The organism is Ensifer sp. (genome assembly GCF_035999135.1).
In the GTDB taxonomy this organism is placed as follows: domain Bacteria; phylum Pseudomonadota; class Alphaproteobacteria; order Rhizobiales; family Rhizobiaceae; genus Ensifer.
In genome coordinates, this window is sequence record NZ_DASYGZ010000224.1 from 1 (window position 1) to 15,575 (window position 15,575).

16 protein-coding genes, 1 other RNA gene and 1 pseudogene are annotated in these 15,575 nt (G+C 63.6%); 8 read left to right on the forward strand and 10 right to left on the reverse strand.

All coding sequences use genetic code 11. The features are described 5' to 3' along the window. Positions 1–291 precede the first annotated feature (291 nt). Positions 292–1,919 (forward strand): annotated as a pseudogene (locus VGO12_RS29975) (MFS transporter). Between the two features lie 83 nt (positions 1,920–2,002). On the opposite strand, the gene VGO12_RS29980 reads toward VGO12_RS29975, so the two are convergent. From VGO12_RS29980 to VGO12_RS29990, 3 genes are all read right to left on the reverse strand, one after another. Continuing rightward, the gene (locus VGO12_RS29980; RefSeq protein WP_327516383.1) at positions 2,003–3,298 is read right to left on the reverse strand and encodes a lytic murein transglycosylase; all 1,296 of its coding nucleotides are present in this window, start codon (positions 3,296–3,298) and stop codon (positions 2,003–2,005) included. 10 nt (positions 3,299–3,308) lie between these two features. After that, positions 3,309–3,914 carry a recombination mediator RecR gene (recR, locus tag VGO12_RS29985; RefSeq protein ID WP_327516384.1) on the reverse strand — a complete coding sequence of 202 codons (606 nt, stop codon included), beginning with the start codon at positions 3,912–3,914 and terminating at the stop codon, positions 3,309–3,311. A 75-nt stretch (positions 3,915–3,989) separates the two neighbouring features. Further along, complete coding sequence (locus VGO12_RS29990; protein ID WP_327516385.1) at positions 3,990–4,601, reverse strand: LysE family translocator; 612 nt, start codon at positions 4,599–4,601, stop codon at positions 3,990–3,992. Between VGO12_RS29990 and VGO12_RS29995 the strand changes: the two genes are divergently transcribed. Further along, positions 4,600–4,761 carry a hypothetical protein gene (locus VGO12_RS29995; protein WP_327516386.1) on the forward strand — a complete coding sequence of 54 codons (162 nt, stop codon included), beginning with the start codon at positions 4,600–4,602 and terminating at the stop codon, positions 4,759–4,761. The two genes, VGO12_RS29990 and VGO12_RS29995, sit on opposite strands and share 2 nt — an antisense overlap. A gap of 36 nt (positions 4,762–4,797) precedes the next feature. Here the strand turns inward: VGO12_RS29995 and VGO12_RS30000 are convergent, their stop codons facing one another. The 3 genes from VGO12_RS30000 to ffs all read right to left on the reverse strand — a co-directional run bounded on the left by VGO12_RS30000 (position 4,798) and on the right by ffs (position 7,163). Further along, complete coding sequence (locus VGO12_RS30000) at positions 4,798–5,121, reverse strand: YbaB/EbfC family nucleoid-associated protein (RefSeq protein WP_029742357.1); 324 nt, start codon at positions 5,119–5,121, stop codon at positions 4,798–4,800. Positions 5,122–5,160: 39 nt separating this feature from the next. Next, positions 5,161–7,020 carry a DNA polymerase III subunit gamma/tau gene (locus VGO12_RS30005; RefSeq protein WP_327516387.1) on the reverse strand — a complete coding sequence of 620 codons (1,860 nt, stop codon included), beginning with the start codon at positions 7,018–7,020 and terminating at the stop codon, positions 5,161–5,163. Positions 7,021–7,065: 45 nt separating this feature from the next. Continuing rightward, an RNA gene (gene ffs / locus VGO12_RS30010) (signal recognition particle sRNA small type) lies at positions 7,066–7,163 on the reverse strand. 123 nt (positions 7,164–7,286) lie between these two features. On the opposite strand from ffs, the gene VGO12_RS30015 reads away from it, so the two are divergent. The 4 genes from VGO12_RS30015 (at position 7,287) to VGO12_RS30030 (ending at position 9,850) form a co-directional block, all read left to right on the forward strand. Beyond that, positions 7,287–7,691 (forward strand): HIT family protein, encoded by a 405-nt coding sequence (locus VGO12_RS30015; protein ID WP_327516388.1) that lies wholly within the window; start codon positions 7,287–7,289, stop codon positions 7,689–7,691. Positions 7,692–7,693: 2 nt separating this feature from the next. Then, positions 7,694–8,674, forward strand: coding sequence for an NAD(+) diphosphatase (nudC, locus tag VGO12_RS30020; protein ID WP_327516389.1), 981 nt, complete (start codon positions 7,694–7,696; stop codon positions 8,672–8,674). 25 nt (positions 8,675–8,699) lie between these two features. Continuing rightward, positions 8,700–9,404, forward strand: a complete 705-nt coding sequence (locus VGO12_RS30025) for a YafY family protein (RefSeq protein ID WP_327516390.1) — start codon at positions 8,700–8,702, stop codon at positions 9,402–9,404. Between the two features lie 77 nt (positions 9,405–9,481). Continuing rightward, entirely contained in the window at positions 9,482–9,850 is a 369-nt protein-coding gene (locus VGO12_RS30030; RefSeq protein WP_327516391.1) for a VOC family protein, read from the forward strand. A gap of 64 nt (positions 9,851–9,914) precedes the next feature. Here the strand turns inward: VGO12_RS30030 and VGO12_RS30035 are convergent, their stop codons facing one another. Beyond that, positions 9,915–10,052, reverse strand: a complete 138-nt coding sequence (locus VGO12_RS30035; RefSeq protein WP_064817013.1) for a DUF1127 domain-containing protein — start codon at positions 10,050–10,052, stop codon at positions 9,915–9,917. A gap of 341 nt (positions 10,053–10,393) precedes the next feature. After that, positions 10,394–11,884 (reverse strand): PLP-dependent aminotransferase family protein, encoded by a 1,491-nt coding sequence (locus VGO12_RS30040; RefSeq protein ID WP_327516392.1) that lies wholly within the window; start codon positions 11,882–11,884, stop codon positions 10,394–10,396. A gap of 130 nt (positions 11,885–12,014) precedes the next feature. Here VGO12_RS30040 and VGO12_RS30045 point away from each other — a divergent pair, with 130 nt between their 5' ends. Further along, a complete protein-coding gene (locus tag VGO12_RS30045; RefSeq protein WP_327516393.1) occupies positions 12,015–12,623 on the forward strand; it encodes a hypothetical protein in 609 nt (202 codons plus the stop codon). Positions 12,624–12,655: 32 nt separating this feature from the next. Next, positions 12,656–13,732, forward strand: a complete 1,077-nt coding sequence (locus VGO12_RS30050; protein WP_327516394.1) for a D-alanine--D-alanine ligase family protein — start codon at positions 12,656–12,658, stop codon at positions 13,730–13,732. A 54-nt stretch (positions 13,733–13,786) separates the two neighbouring features. Here the strand turns inward: VGO12_RS30050 and VGO12_RS30055 are convergent, their stop codons facing one another. Both VGO12_RS30055 and VGO12_RS30060 read right to left on the reverse strand, forming a co-directional pair. Beyond that, complete coding sequence (locus VGO12_RS30055) at positions 13,787–14,641, reverse strand: prephenate dehydratase (protein ID WP_327516395.1); 855 nt, start codon at positions 14,639–14,641, stop codon at positions 13,787–13,789. Positions 14,642–14,665: 24 nt separating this feature from the next. Next, entirely contained in the window at positions 14,666–15,421 is a 756-nt protein-coding gene (locus VGO12_RS30060; protein ID WP_327516396.1) for a 3-deoxy-manno-octulosonate cytidylyltransferase, read from the reverse strand. Positions 15,422–15,575: the final 154 nt, after the last annotated feature.

A 15,575-nucleotide genomic window follows, 5' to 3' on the forward strand; every position in this document is an offset into this window, starting at 1 on the left:
GCCGTTGTCGTATCGGACAAACGATCATCTCCTCATCGGACCGGCTAATAAAAAAGAGCGGGTCCTGACGGGCCCACTCTTCATCTACCGATCAAGAATTTGAGGCTCATATACGCCCCATCGCCGCAAATTGCAAGGCTTTGGGCCAAGCGCTCCGAATGCGCCCCGGACATAGGCCGCCATCATCGGTCGGCAACAGGTCAGTTTCAGCGGGTGGCACTTCGGGTCCCCGGGCTTATAACAGGAAGCATACCGCTTCGAACCACAACAAGAGACAAGAGAGAAGACGAGGTGCCCACCCGTATATCGCCGCTGGCTCCCTTCAAGCACGACATCTTCTCTGGATCGCGAGCCTTGCATCCAACTTCGGCGGCCTCATCCAATCGGTCGGCGCTGCCTGGCTGATGACCTCGATCTCACCTTCGGCCAACATGGTGGCGCTGGTGCAGGCCTCGACCTCGCTGCCAATCATGCTGTTCTCGCTGGTCTCCGGCGCGCTCGCCGACAATTTCGACCGGCGGCGGATCATGCTGGTGGCGCAAACCTTCATGCTTGCGGTCTCCGCGCTGCTGACGGTCTTCGCCTATCTCGGCCTGATCACGCCCTGGCTGCTTCTGTTCTTCACCTTTCTCATCGGTTGTGGCACGGCGCTCAACAACCCGTCCTGGCAGGCCTCGGTCGGCGACATGGTTCCGCGCGACGACCTGCCGGCGGCCGTGGCGCTGAACAGCATGGGCTTCAACATCACCCGCAGCGTCGGCCCGGCGATCGGCGGCGCGATCGTTGCGGCATTGGGCGCTGCGGCCGCCTTCTTCGCCAATACGCTCAGCTATTTCGCGATCCTCTTTGCGCTGGTGCGCTGGCGGCGCGAACTGCCTGCGAACACCCTGCCGCGCGAGACGCTTGGGCGCGCCATTTCCGCGGGGCTTCGCTACGTCGCGATGTCACCAAACATCGGCAAGGTGCTCTTGCGCGGTTTCGTCTTCGGTCTTTCGGCAAGCGCCATCCTGGCGCTGCTGCCGCTCGTTGCCCGCGACCTCGTCAAGGGCGGGCCGCTGACCTATGGCCTGATGCTCGGCGGCTTCGGCCTCGGTGCCATCGGCGGCGCGCTGCTCAGTGCGCGCCTGCGCGAAAAGCTTTCAAGCGAGGCGATCGTGCGCATCGCCTTTACCGGTTTTGCCGCAAGCGCCGCCATCACCGCCTTCAGCCCTTACGCATGGCTGAGCTGTCTCGTGCTGCTGGTCTCCGGCGCCTGCTGGGTTCTGGCACTCTCGCTGTTCAACACCACCGTGCAGCTGTCGACGCCCCGCTGGGTGGTCGGGCGGGCGCTGTCGCTCTACCAGACCACGACCTTTGGCGGCATTGCGGGCGGTAGCTGGCTCTGGGGTACGGCCGCCGAGCAATATGGCGCCGCCAATGCGCTCATCGGTTCGTGCCTGTTGATGTTTGCCGGCGTCGCCATCGGCCTGCGGCTGCCCTTGCCGGAATTCACCTCGCTCAATCTCGATCCGCTCAACCGCTTCAACGAGCCGCCGCTCGAACTGGATCTGAAACCCCGCAGTGGTCCGATCGTCATCATGATCGACTACGAAATCGCCGATGACGATATTCCGGAGTTCCTGACCAACATGGCGGAGCGTCGACGGATCCGCATCCGCGACGGCGCCGGCCACTGGGCGCTGATGCGCGACCTCGAGAATCCGACCACCTGGACCGAGACCTATCACGTGCCGACCTGGGTGGAATATGTGCGCCACAACCAGCGCCGCACCCATGCCGACGCCGCCATCGGCGACAGGCTGACGGCCCTGCACAGCGGCAAGGTTCCGCCGAGGGTCCACCGGATGATCGAACGCCAGACGATCGTTCCGACCCACTACGAACGCTACAAGCGCCAGGTCGACGTCGACATGCACTGACGACCGGCATCGACCCAAACTGAAAAGGGCCTTGCGATGCAGGGCCCTTTTCAGTTTATCGCTGCCGTTTCCGACGAAACGCCTTAGCGCAGCTTCGCCTTCAGCGAGGAATCGGGAAAGCAGCTCGCCGCAAGCCCGCTCTTTGCCTGCCAGTCGCCAAGCGACCGGCGCGTCTTGTAGCCGGGAAGACCATCGACCTTGCCGACGTCGTAGCCCTTGGCGACCAGCGCCTTCTGCATTTTCAGAACGTCGGAGCGCAGCATGTTGCCGACGTCGCCCCAGGTGCCGCGGAACGCGCCGCCGCCGGTCGCGATCCGGTCGGCGAGGTTGCCGATGAACAGCGCGTAGAGATCGGAGTTGTTGTATTCCTTGAGCACGTAGAAATTCGGCGTGACGATAAACTCGGGCCCGTGCCGTCCGGCCGGTACCAGCATCATCGAGGACGCCGAAAGCTCGTGCGAGGGAAACGCTTTGCCGGAAATGCGCGTGATGCCCTTGTTTGCCCAGTCCGAAAGCGGCCGGGCAAGGTCCGGGCCTTCCTGTGCGCACGACACTGTCGCGGGGATCGACACCTCGAAGCCCCAATCGCGATCGCGCTGCCAGCTCTTCTTGACGAGATAGTTGGCGATCGACGCGAGGCTGTCGGGCACCGAGTTCCAGATGTCGCGCCGGCCGTCGCCATCGAAATCGACGGCATATTGCAGGAAGCTCGATGGCATGAACTGCGGCTGGCCCATGGCACCGGCCCAGGAACCGCGCATCGCCGCCTCGTCGACGTCGCCGCTGTCGAGGATGTGCAGCGCCGCGATCAGCTCGCGCCGGAAGAGATCGGGACGGGTCGACATGAAAGCCTTGGTGGCCAGCACGTCGACCACCGGATAGGGGATCTTGGCGCGGCCGAAGCCGGATTCGCGGCCCCAGATGGCAACGACCACCGAGGCCGGCACGCCATAGGTGCGCTCGATCTTTTTGAGCGTCGAGGCATGGGTGGAGGCAAGGCTGCGACCGGTCGCGGCAAGCCCCTGCAGGCGCTTTTCCGAGAAGTAGTTGCCGGGCGAGGAGAATTCCGCCTGGCTCTGCTTCTGTTCCTTCGGCTTCGGAAAGCCGGGCGGCGCGAGGTCGGGCAGGTCCCAGTTGAGCGTCACGCCGGCGAAAGCCGCCTTGAAGGACCCGGCGGAAATGCCGGATTTCTGCGCTTCCGGCCAAAGGTCACTCTGGAGCCAGGTGCGGAACTGCGCCTCGACATCCGCCTTGGTGGCGGCATGTACGGGGAGGGAAAGAGCAAAGAATGCGGCGACGGCCGCAAAGAGGTGCTTTCGCGGCTTACCCGCCCCTGCAAGACCGGCAAACCAGGAACGAACCAGAGACTTCAAAGACATCGGCATCCCTTCAGATCGTCGTGCGGGCGCGAAGGGCCGCGGCCAGCGTGCCCTCGTCGAGATAGTCGAGCTCACCGCCAACCGGAACGCCATGGGCAAGCCGGGTGATCTTCACCTCCATGCCTTCCAACTGGTCGGTGATGTAATGGGCTGTCGTCTGCCCCTCGACCGTGGCGTTGACGGCGATGATCAGTTCGCGCACGCCGCCATTGGCGACGCGCTGCACGAGGCCCTTGATGTTGAGATCGTCAGGGCCGACGCCGTCGAGCGGCGATAGGGTGCCGCCGAGCACGTGATAGGCGGCGTTCAGCGCGCCGGCACGCTCCAGCGCCCAGAGGTCGGACACGTCCTCGACGACGATGATCACCGATTGGTCGCGGCGTTCGTCGGAACAGACCGTGCAGGGGTCGATCGTATCGACATTGCCGCAGCAGGAGCAGATCCTGACCTTGCGGTGCGCCTCACCCATCGCTTCGGCGAGCGGACCGAGCAACTGGTCCTTCTTCTTGACGAGATGCAGTGCCGCCCGCCTTGCGGAGCGCGGGCCGAGCCCTGGGACTTTCGCCAGGAGCTGGATGAGTTTTTCGATTTCGGGGCCGGTGACTCGTTTTGCCATGCGGCGCTTTTAGCCGATATCGGCCCGGAACGGAATCGTCTTCGACGAACGCCCGGCGGATACCGACCAGGCGCTTTACCGCGTCGCGATCGCCACAGCCGCACCGGCGATCGTTGCGGCACTCGTCCGGTTGGCGATGCGCACCGCACGCCGGCTCCTCAGGAACGAGCGCGCCTTGGAGGCCATTGCCACCCAGCCGAAATCGACGATGACGAGCACGATCAGCATCGTCACTACCAATTGCATCCACCCCAAAAGCGTCACCGCATGAAGGTCGATGATCGACGGCAGCAGGGCGACGTAGAACATCATCACCTTGGGATTGCCGAGCGTGACGGTGATGCCGGCGAAGAACAGTTTGCCGGACGAACGCGACTGCGGCAGGTGATCGCCCGGCATTTCCGGTTCCGTCGACCACATTTTCCAGGCGAGATAGAGCAGGTAGGCAACGCCGAGCCACTTGATGGCGACGAAGAGCAGGTGGAAGCTTTCGGCAATCGCCGCCAGGCCCGCCACCGCGAAGGACAGCCAGATCGCTTCGCCGATCCAGAGCGCCACGAGGAAGGGCAGCACATCGCGCGCCCCTTTGGACAGCACGCGACCGACGAGTGCCGCGACACTCGGACCGGGCGAGCCGGCCGCAACCAGCAGGGCGCCAGCGAATACAAGCAGGGATGCAAGCGACATGCGCGATCCTCCTCAGGACGCGGCAATCTACCACGCTTTGCCGTCGGTGCCAGTGCGGGCAGTGCTGGACTTTCAGGCGGGCAAGCGCCAGAGGGACGAACCGCTGGCGCTGCCGAAGATCCGGGTCACGATCACAACATCAACCGACCAGGGCCGGTGAACGTCTCACGCGTTTGCGGATACGGCCGGGAACCGATCAGAACGGCAGCTTCATGCCGGGCGGGATCGGCAGGCCGGCGGTCAGCTCGCGGGTCTTTTCCGCCTGCACGGCCTCGGCCTTGTCCTTGGCATCCTTGTGGGCGGCGACGATCAGGTCCTCGAGGATCTCCACGTCGTCTTCCTTGAAAAGCGAAGGGTCGATCTTCAGGCTCTTCAAGGTGCCCTTGCCGTCGAGACGAACGGTCACCAGACCACCGCCGGAGGTGCCGTCGACTTCGAGTGCGGCGATCTCCGCCTGCATCTTCTCCATCTTGGCCTGCATTTCCTTGACCTTGCCCATCATCCCCATGATGTCGCGCATCGTCGTCTCCTGTTCCTGCTTTGGTGCTGGTCGATGACTTTATTCGATATCGTCGCCAGGAACGATATCGCCATCGGCCGATTCGGCTGTGGCCGGAGCGGGGCTCTCGACCTCTTCTTCAACGGCGCGAATGCGCACGTCGGTGATCTTGGCGCCCGGGAAACGGGCGAGAATGGCGGCGACATCCGGGTCCTGGCGCGCATCGTTGACGCGCTGCTCCTGGGCCCGCTGTTCCGCCTCGATCAGCGTCGGCTCCCCGGCCTCGCGGCTGAAGCTGACGATCCAGTGAACGCCGGTCCATTCCTTGAGCTTGACGGCCAGTTCGCCAAGCAATGTCTTCGGTGCGTCGTCGGAGACGTTGACGTCGAGGCGGCCGGGTTCGATGCGTACCAGCCGCAAAAAGCCGCGCACCAATGTCTTCAGCTTGATGTCGCGGTTCTTGGCGCAGAGGTCGGCGATATCGGAAATGGAGTTGACCGGCACGGAAGGTTGCGGCTTTACGACAGGCGCCGCCAGCGCCCGTTCCTCGATGCGGCCGACCTGCAGGGGCTGCGGCGCCACATCCGGCACGGCGCGCAGCATGGTCGCACCGTTGCTCGTCGGGCGCTGCACCGGCATCGCCTGCGCCGACACCGCGACGGAGGCCGAGGTCTGCGCCCCGCCGCCATTGCCGCCAGAAGGGGCGGAGCGAGCGCCGCCGCCATCATTGCCGGAGAGCTCCAGAACGCGTCTTGCAGCCTCTTCCGGCGACGGCAGATGGGCTGCGTGCGCAAGCCGGATCAGCACCATCTCGGCAGCACCGGCCGGGCGCGACGAGCTTTCGGCTTCCGGTATGCCCTTCAGCAACATCTGCCAGATGCGCGAGAGCGCCGTGACGGCAACGGTTTCGGCGAAAACAGCACCGCGGGTGCGCTCGATCTCGCTCAGGGACTGGTCGTTGACCGCCTCCGGCACGTATTTCATCCGGGTGACCAGATGGGTGAAATCGGCAAGGTCCGTCAGGACGACCGTCGGGTTGGCGCCGGCCTCGTATTGGGCCGTGAATTCCTGCAAGGCCGCGGCGACATCGCCTTTGACGACATGCTCGAACAGATCGACGATGCGGGCCCGATCGGCAAGGCCGAGCATCGAGCGCACGGTCTCCACCTCGACCGCGCCGCCGCCATGGGCGATCGCCTGGTCGAGCAGCGACAGGCCGTCGCGCGCAGAGCCCTCGGCCGCACGGGCGACCATGGCGAGCGCTTCCGGATCGAAGGACACGCCTTCCTTGCCGAGGATCGTCGAGAACAGGCCGACGAGATCGGACGCGCTGATGCGCCGCAGGTCGAAGCGCTGGCAGCGCGACAGCACCGTGATCGGCACTTTCCGGATTTCTGTGGTGGCGAAGATGAATTTCACATGCTCGGGCGGCTCTTCGAGCGTCTTCAACAGGCCGTTGAAGGCCTGGGTCGAAAGCATGTGCACTTCGTCGATGATGTAGACCTTGTAGCGCGCCGAAACCGGGCGATAGCGCACCTGCTCGATGATCTCGCGGATATCGTCGATGCCGGTGTGCGAGGCTGCGTCCATCTCGATGACGTCGACATGGCGGCCGTCCATGATCGCCTGGCAATGCTCGCCAGGCACTCTGAGATCGATCGTCGGGCGGTCGACATCCGGTGTCTTGTAATTGAGAGCGCGGGCAAGGATGCGGGCGGTGGTGGTCTTGCCCACCCCGCGAACCCCGGTCAGCATATAGGCCTGGGCGATGCGGCCGGTCTCGAACGCGTTGGTGAGCGTGCGCACCATCGGTTCCTGGCCGACCATGAGGTCGGAGAAATCCTTGGGGCGGTACTTGCGCGCCAAGACGCGATAGGCGGCTGGTTTCTCAACGGATGAAATGGACGTATCGTCGCTCATCGACCCTGCCGCTGTTCGAACTCGTGTCCCGACAGGACGGAAAAGGTGGGAGGCTGGCACGATGACCCGTGCCGGAGCTCGTTGGGGCTGCTTCCTTCCGGACCTGACCCGGTTGGCGAGTGGCTCGTCCACCACCAACCTCCCGGCTTCCATATCGGCAATATCGAAAGCAAATGCAAGCCAAGCCGTCAAAAAACTGATATCGATATGCAAAACAAGGCGAATCCCTTGTCATTGCCCGACGTGTCATTGTCAGAGGAGACCCCGTGACGACCTTCACCCTCGACGAGCGGCTCGAACGCGACGGCATTCCGATCGCCTCGATCGGACTGTGCCAGATGCGGCTGATGAACGACCGCCGCTGGCCCTGGCTCGTCCTCATTCCGCAGCGGGAAGACATCTCGGAAATCTTCGACCTAACGCCGCTCGACCAGACGATGCTGACCTTCGAGACCAACATGGCGGCGAGCGCCCTGAAGAAGGTCACGGGGGCCGAGAAGATCAACATCGGCGCATTGGGAAACATTGTCCGGCAGCTCCATGTGCACATCATCGCCCGCAGCGACGGCGACCCGAACTGGCCGGGGCCGGTTTGGGGGTTCGGCAAGTCGGAGCCCTGGGACGAGAAAGACCATCAGACCTTAGCAGCGCGCATTCTGGAAAATCTCTGAACATGACGAAATCGATCTTTGACCTTCGAAGCCCGCATCCAGAGCCAAGCACACTCGTCGCCTTTTCCGAAAACCATCTGGATCGCCAGTCCGAGCATCGCTCGGACGATTGTATCGAAAAGGCGCTCAAGCATCCGGGTGCGCATTTCCTCGCTTTTTCGGGATCGAAGCTGATCGTCAAGCATGACGAGAAAATCATCGACCCGCTGTTTGCGGCCTATGAGCTGGACGGGCTCGAGCCGGTCCTCGACGAGACCATCCTGCTCGGCTACCTTGCAAATGGCGAGCCGCGGCTGGCGGTGCCGACGGGGCTGACCGAAGAGACGATCGTGGAGCCCTTCAAGATCGCCGACGGCCGCACGCTCTATCGCCAGCAAATGCTTCAGGAAGAACTGCTCGGCCAGTTTGCACAAGGGTCGAGCCTGATCACCTGGAACGCCAACAACCGCTTCTGCGGCCGCTGCGCCGGACCGATGGAAGGCAAGGCCGGCGGCTATCGCCGCGTCTGCACCGCCTGTGGCCAGATGGTCTTTCCGCGCACCGATCCCGTCGTCATCATGATGACGATCGACCTTGAGCGCGATCTTTGCCTGCTTGGTCGCAGCCCGCATTTCGCACCGGGCATGTATTCGTGCCTGGCCGGCTTCGTCGAGCCGGGTGAGACCATCGAAAACGCCGTGCGTCGCGAAACGATGGAGGAATCGGGCATCCTTATCGGTCGGGTGCGCTACCATGCCTCGCAACCCTGGCCGATGCCGCACACGCTGATGATCGGCTGCTATGCCGAGGCGAAGTCGACGGTCATCAAGCGCGACGAGCAGGAGCTCGAGGACGTGCGCTGGTTCACCCGCGAGGAAACGACGGCAATGCTCGAGCGCTCGACCGGGGTCGCCGACACCGGCGACGCCCACATTCCACCGCCGAAGGGCGCGATCGCCCATCAGCTGATGCGCGACTGGCTCGCCTGGGGCGAGCGGACCTGACGCGACGATTGCAGGGAGTTCGACCGTGTCCCGCTCCGAACGGCTGCTGGATCTACTGCAGGTGCTCAGGCGCTATCGCCAGCCGGTGAGCGGCCAGAGGCTGGCGGAAGAAACCGGCGTCAGCCTCAGAACGCTCTATCGCGACATCGCCAGCCTGCAGGCGCAGGGCGCCCATATCGAGGGCGAGCCGGGGCTCGGCTATGTGCTGAAACCCGGATTCATGCTGCCGCCGATGATGTTCTCTGCCGAAGAGATCGAGGCGCTTGTCCTCGGCTCGCGCTGGGTTTCCAAGCGCACCGATGACGATCTGGCGGGAGCGGCGGCGAATGCGCTTGCCAAGATCGCCGCCGTGCTGCCGGTCGAGCTTCGCGAGGAGCTCGACAGTTCCACCCTGCTCGTCGGGCCGAGCCCGCCGGCCACCAACGGCATCGACATCTCGGCCCTTCGGCGCGCGATCCGCAACGAGCGCAAGGTCGAACTCGACTACGTGGACAATGACGGCAGCGCGACGCAGCGCACCATCTGGCCCTTCGCGCTCGGCTTCTTTGAAAACGTCCGCATGGTCATGGCCTGGTGCGAACTGCGGCTGGACTTCCGCCACTTTCGCGCCGACCGCATGCAACGGATGACGGTGACCGAAGCGCGCTATCCCCGCCGCCGGCAAGTCCTGATGAAGGACTGGCGCGCCAGCCAGGACATGACAACAAGGCGCCAGACGATCGGGTCCTGACCCCCGCCGCGCCATGCTGACGGAATTTGGCAGTGGCTGCTCCTAGCCTGCAACTCCTGCAACACGGAGGAAACAGCATGGCCAAGGCAAATCTCATCGTTCTCTATGTCAAGGATCCACTCGCAAGCGTGGACTTCTATCGCCAGGTTCTCACGCAGGAACCAAGCGTCACCTACCAGACGTTTTCATCCTTCGAATTGCCCGGCGGGTTCACGCTCGGACTCTGGGCCGAACACACGGTCGCGCCGGAGCCGACGGCATCCGGCCATCGCTCGGAGCTGGCTTTCATGGTGGAGGACGAGGGCGCGGTGCGCGCGCACTATCAAGACTGGAAGGAAAAGGGCCTGCCGATTGCGCAGGACCTGACCGAGATGGATTTCGGTCCGACTTTCGTCGCGCTCGATCCGGATGGTCACCGGCTGCGCGTCTGCCTCTACGATTCGTGATCGAGAGCGTATGCGGCGCGCATCCCGCCAGCTCAATGGCGGCGGGATGCGCGAATGGTGCTGATTAGCGGCCGTAAACGGCAGCCTGGATCTGCGAGCGGGACAGACCGATATCGCTCAGTGCATGGTCGTCGAGAGCATTCAGCTCGCGGATTGCACGGCGGGTCTTCGCATATTCCATGATCTTCTGACGGATCTTCATCTTTAAACTCCTTACTTGTACGGGCGCTAAGTAGGCATTTGCCTAAAATTTGTGTAGCGCCACGATTGCAAACTAGGCATGCGCCAGACGCGTAGCCGGTTAACGAACTTCCGCCATTTTTATCAGGAGCCTCGTGCAGGGAAGCCAATGATTCTCGCGCGGATTCGGTACGAGCGTCCGCACACTTGGGTGTCTGGACCACTGCAAAAGGCGCTCTGCATGACAAATTTGTGACTGCAGTGGCGCACGGCACAACAACCAAAAGTTTCATTTCGCCTGAAATGAGGGCACGTTTTCCCGATCGCTCGACATCCCCCAGCGTTGCGACAAGGGGCGGCGTTCTAGAATTTTCCGCACCTGAAGGTCTCTGCCAGAAGCGCCGTGCCGCGATCGGCCTCGTCTTCCGACAGGCCGGAAAACCCGAGCAGCAACCGCGACGTATCGGACGAAGACACGTTCATCCGGGAGAGCGGCATGACGACGACGCCCCTTGCCAGCGCCGCCGTGGAGACGGCCATATCGCTCTGCCATGTGCCGGTGCTGCGCGCGGTCAGATTGATCCCCTGATCCGGAAGCACCACAGTCAGATGCTCGCCGATGCGGTCCTTCAAGAGGCCCGCAAGCAGGTCGCGCGATGTTCGCAGCCGTTCCCTCAGCCGACGAAGGTGCGCCGGGAAATATCCTTCGTTCAGAAAGTCTGCGACCACGCGCTGCTGAAACGTCGGCGGGCAGCGATCAAGCGCCGGACGCACCGCTCTGAACACCGGCACCAGATCGGTCGGGACGACGAGGTAGCCGAGGCGCAGGCTCGGCAGCAGGGCCTTGCTGAACGTGCCGGTGTAAAGGACGCGACTGGCCTGATCGAGTCCCTGCAGCGAGGCGATCGGATGTCCGTCGTAACGAAACTCGCTGTCGTAGTCGTCCTCGACGATCCAGCAGCCATGCTCGCGCGCATAGGCGAGAAGCTCAAGCCGCCGCGGCAGGGAGAGAACCGCCCCGACCGGATACTGGTTCGACGGGGTGACATAGAACAGGGCTGGCGGCGCGACCGAGCCGGCCGCCAGTTCCCCGGTCGTGATGCCATCATGATCGACAGGCAGGCCGACGACCTTGGCGCCATTGAGCGCCAGACATTGGCGGGCGGGCGGATAGCAGGGGTCTTCGACAATGACGGTGTCGCCGGGCGAGGCGAGGACGCGAAAGGCGAGATCGAGCGCCTGCTGCGTGCCAGCGGTGATGAACAGCTGCTCGGCCGAACAGCGCACGCCGCGTGAAACGGCGAGATGCGCGACGATCGCGGCGCGAAGATCAGGCTCGCCCTGAATGTCGCCGTAGCCTTCAAAGGCATAGTTCATGTGCCTGCCGGCAATGCGGTTGAGCAATCCCGCCGTGCGCTCGTCATGGGCGATGCGGCCCGTGGCAAATGGCAGGGGACGCTGCGGCTCGAGGCTCGGGCCGGATGTCAGCACCGTTGTCACGGCGCCCGAGATGCGGCGGCTGCTCGATTGGGTTGCCGGTTCGCGGGCTTCGCCGACTGTCTCGATCCGATCGGGAGAGCCGGCAAGGATGTAGGTGCCGGACCCGTGGCGCGCGATGGCGTAGCCCTCGGCAATCAGGATCTCATAGGCCTCGGCGATCGTGCCGCGCGACAGCGTCCATTCGTGCGCCGCCAGGCGCGTGGACGGCAATCGCTGCCCCGCATCCAGCCGGCCGTCCGCGACCGCTTCGCGTAGCGCCAGATAGAGCTGGCGCGCCAGAGACGCCGGCGAGGAGGGATCGAGTCTCGGGCGAAAGCCGGCCGATGGGCTTTCACGCCGGCGCTGCAGTTTCATGGGCGGATCCCCCAAGTGGCCCACAGGGCTCGACAACAGTGGCTCTTAAGATGTCGACATTATCGTATATCTATCGGACCACTTTCAACCCTTGCCGACCTTGACCGAACACATGAGGACAGGACCGCCAATGACGACAGTGCCCTACTTCAGCCAATGGGAAACGGCGGAGATGACCTCTGCGGTCCTGGAGGACGGCCCATCGGCCCTGCTCAGCGATCCGCTCTGGCGCCAGTCCGGCGCCGATACGGTCGAGGAATATGTGCAGTGGGCGGTCAACGTCTGCGGCATGGCGTGCCTGAAGATGATCCTGGCTGCGCGCGGAGAGCTTCACCCCATCCTGTCGCTTGCCCGCGCCTGCACCGCCTATGGCGGTTACGTGGTCAGCGAGGATGGCGGTTCGATCAAGGGACTGATCTATGCGCCCTTCGTCCGGTTTGTCGCCGATCGCTTCGGTTTGGAGGCCGAGGTGATGACGGCTGTCGAGACCGCAAACATTCCAGAGATCCTTTCCCGCCGGCCGTACTTCATCGCCTCGGTGCATCCCTCGATCCGCTTTCCCGACCAGACCCCACCCTCCAAGGGCGGGCATCTGGTGCTGGTCACCGCGGCCTCCGCCGAAAGCGTGCGCTTCCACAACCCGTCCGGCCACGATCGGCCAAGCCAGCAGCATGCCCAGCTGCCGCTAGCCGTCTTCGAGCGCTTCTTTGCCCATCGCGGCATCGCGGTCGGCCACTGAAATCCCAAATACAACATTCCCCGGAGTTCCTGATGACAATGTCTTCCACCAGATCGCGGATCGCCGTGCTGTTCGGCGGCCGCTCCACCGAACACGACATTTCCGTGCTTTCGGCCACCAATGTGATGGGCGCGCTTTCGCCGGAAAAATACGACGCGGTTCCGATCTTCGTGACGCGCGACGGGCGCTGGCTGCTCAGCCGTTTCGAGGACGGCGTGCTGTCGAAGCCTGAAACCGGCACCGAACTCGCGCTCGTTCCCGGCGGGCGCGGGCGCATGATCGGGATCGGCACGGACGGCCGCATGGCCGTCGCGGGCACGATCGACGCCCTGTTCCCGGTGCTGCACGGCCTCTACGGCGAGGACGGTTCCGTGCAGGGTCTTGCAGAGGTGGCGCGCGTGCCGCTCGTCGGCTGCGGCATTCTCGGCTCGGCCACGGCGCTCGACAAGGTCATCACCAAGCGGCTGCTGCGGGCTTCGGGCCTGCCGGTCGCCCGGTCGCTGACCATCACCGAAGAGACCACTCCCGATTTTGCCACACTCGAACGCGAACTCGGAAGCCCGCTCATCATCAAGCCCGCCCGGCAGGGGTCTTCGGTGGGCGTCGGAAAGGTCTCCGGGAGCCAGGAGCTGAAGCCCGCCCTCGCCGAGGGCTTCCGGCATGACGACAGCCTGCTTGCCGAGGAGTTCATCCGCGGTCGCGAGGTCGAGTTCAGCGTGCTCGAAGACGTCGCCGGCGGCCTGTTCGTGTCTCGGCCTGGCGAGATCGTGCCGGCCGAAAGCCACGGCTTCTATACCTATGATGCCAAATACATCGACGAGGACGGTGCCGCGCTCAAGGTGCCGGCCGAGCTGCCAGCCGAAATCGAGGCAAGCATGCGGGATGCGGCGGCCAAGGCCTTCAGGGCGCTTGGCTGCGATGGCATGGCGAGGGTCGATTTCTTTCTCACGCCGGACATGCGGTTCGTCATCAACGAGGTGAACACCATTCCCGGCTTCACCAATATCAGCATGTATTCCAAGGCGCTTTCGGCGAGCGGCGTGAGCTATCCCGAGATCATCGATCGCCTCATTGCGCACGGCATGGCGCGGGCCGAGCGAGCCTCCTGAGGAACGCGCATTGAAACACAGGGCGAAGCCCGCTTCCGGGCTTCGCCGAGTTCGTTAGAGTACGCCGCGCATCGGATGCGCCTTGTAGGTGCCGAGGATACGGACCTTTTCGGAGAAGAAGCGCAGCTCGTCCATGGCGTGGCGCACGCCGATATCGTCAGGGTGTCCCTCGATATCGGCATAAAACTGCGTCGCGACAAACTTGCCGCCGAGCTGGTAGCTCTCGAGCTTGGTCATGTTGATGCCATTGGTGGCAAAACCGCCCATGGCCTTGTAGAGCGCCGCCGGGATGTTGCGGACATTGAACACGAACGTGGTGATGATCAGCTCGTCGTCGGCTGCGCGCGAGGCGCGAACGTCTTCGCGCGAAAGCACGACGAAACGGGTGACGTTGCTTTCGCTATCCTCGACGTTCTCGGCAATGATTTCGAGGCCGTAAAGATCGGCTGCAAGCCGCGGCGCAAGCGCTGCCATCGTGCGATCGCCCTTTTCCGAAACGAGCTTGGCAGCGCCCGCGGTGTCGCCGGCGACGATCGGCTTCCAACCATTGGAACGCACGATCTTGCGGCACTGGCCGAGGGCGTGGATGTGGCTGTGTACCGTGCGGATCTCGTCGCGGGTGACACCCGGTAGCACCATCAGCTGGAAGCGGATCGGCATGAAGTACTCGCCGACGATGTGCAGGCGGGATTCGGGCAGCAGGTGGTGGATGTCGGCGACCCGGCCGGCGATCGTGTTTTCGATCGGGATCATCGCCAGATCCGCCTCACCGTTCTCGACCGCGACGAAGGCATCCTCGAAGGTCTGGCAGGGCAGCGGCTCCATCGACGGGAACATGTCACGGCAGGCCATGTCGGAATTGGCGCCGTAGTCGCCCTGAAAGGAAATCCTGTTGGTCTTGACGGTCACGGTAGCTTCCTTCTCGGGTTCTTGTCAGTTGGTGCGGGCGGACAGGATGCGGCGAGCCTTTTCCAGCTCGACAGGCGTATCGACGCCAAGCGGCACCGAATCGACGATTTCGGCATCGATGCGCATGCCGGCCTCGAGCGCGCGCAACTGCTCCAGCGATTCGCGACGCTCAAGCACCGACGGGGCTAGCGAGACGAAGCGCTCCAACGCCTTGCGGCGGTAGGCGTAGAGGCCGATATGGTGATAGAGCGGACCCTCGCCGTAAGGGGCAGTCGCACGGGTGAAATAAAGTGCGCGCAGCCGCGCATCGGAGAGCGGCGAACCGACGACCTTGACGATGTTCGGATTGGTCTTCTCGCTCTCTTCGGTGATCGCCACCGTCAGCGTCGCGATGTCGGTGGCGGCATTTTCGAGCGGGTTCAGCGCTGCACGGATGGAGGCAGGCTCCACCGTCGGCAGATCGCCCTGCACGTTGATGACGATCTCGGCCTCGCCGTCCGGGTCGGCCTTCATGAGCGCTTCGTAGATCCGGTCGGATCCCGACAGATGGTCGATGCGGGTCATCATCGCTTCGAAGCCGGCGTCCTTGACCGTCTCAAGCACACTCTGGTCGTCGACGGCGATGACCACGCGGCCGACATCCGCCTCGCTTGCGCGCTTTGCCACCTGGACGATCATCGGCAGGCCGCAAATATCGGCGAGCGGCTTGCCCGGTAGACGTGTCGAGGCCATGCGTGCCGGGATGAGCACGATGGCTTTAGCTGAATTTTTGCGATTCATGATCTGGCCTTCAAAAACCCCGCTGAAAGTGTCAATAAGTCTCAGTTAGGGGCCGATAATCACTGTTGCAACGCAGAGCCAAAAGACATAGGTTCCGCGCGATTTCAAGATAGGCCGGGTTTTTGTTTGCGCCGGTGGCAAAGGGAGCGTTTGC

Coding starts and splice junctions, on each gene's coding strand:
- VGO12_RS30040 (WP_327516392.1), bottom strand. CDS start 11,884: ATGAAACTGCAGCGCCGGCGTGAAAGCCCATCGGCCGGCTTTCGCCCG.
- VGO12_RS30005 (WP_327516387.1), bottom strand. CDS start 7,020: ATGAGCGACGATACGTCCATTTCATCCGTTGAGAAACCAGCCGCCTAT.
- VGO12_RS29990 (WP_327516385.1), bottom strand. CDS start 4,601: ATGTCGCTTGCATCCCTGCTTGTATTCGCTGGCGCCCTGCTGGTTGCG.
- recR (WP_327516384.1), bottom strand. CDS start 3,914: ATGGCAAAACGAGTCACCGGCCCCGAAATCGAAAAACTCATCCAGCTC.
- VGO12_RS30030 (WP_327516391.1), top strand. CDS start 9,482: ATGGCCAAGGCAAATCTCATCGTTCTCTATGTCAAGGATCCACTCGCA.
- VGO12_RS29980 (WP_327516383.1), bottom strand. CDS start 3,298: ATGTCTTTGAAGTCTCTGGTTCGTTCCTGGTTTGCCGGTCTTGCAGGG.
- VGO12_RS30060 (WP_327516396.1), bottom strand. CDS start 15,421: ATGAATCGCAAAAATTCAGCTAAAGCCATCGTGCTCATCCCGGCACGC.
- VGO12_RS30000 (WP_029742357.1), bottom strand. CDS start 5,121: ATGCGCGACATCATGGGGATGATGGGCAAGGTCAAGGAAATGCAGGCC.
- VGO12_RS30045 (WP_327516393.1), top strand. CDS start 12,015: ATGACGACAGTGCCCTACTTCAGCCAATGGGAAACGGCGGAGATGACC.
- VGO12_RS30035 (WP_064817013.1), bottom strand. CDS start 10,052: ATGAAGATCCGTCAGAAGATCATGGAATATGCGAAGACCCGCCGTGCA.
- nudC (WP_327516389.1), top strand. CDS start 7,694: ATGACGAAATCGATCTTTGACCTTCGAAGCCCGCATCCAGAGCCAAGC.
- VGO12_RS30050 (WP_327516394.1), top strand. CDS start 12,656: ATGACAATGTCTTCCACCAGATCGCGGATCGCCGTGCTGTTCGGCGGC.
- VGO12_RS29995 (WP_327516386.1), top strand. CDS start 4,600: ATGCGCGATCCTCCTCAGGACGCGGCAATCTACCACGCTTTGCCGTCG.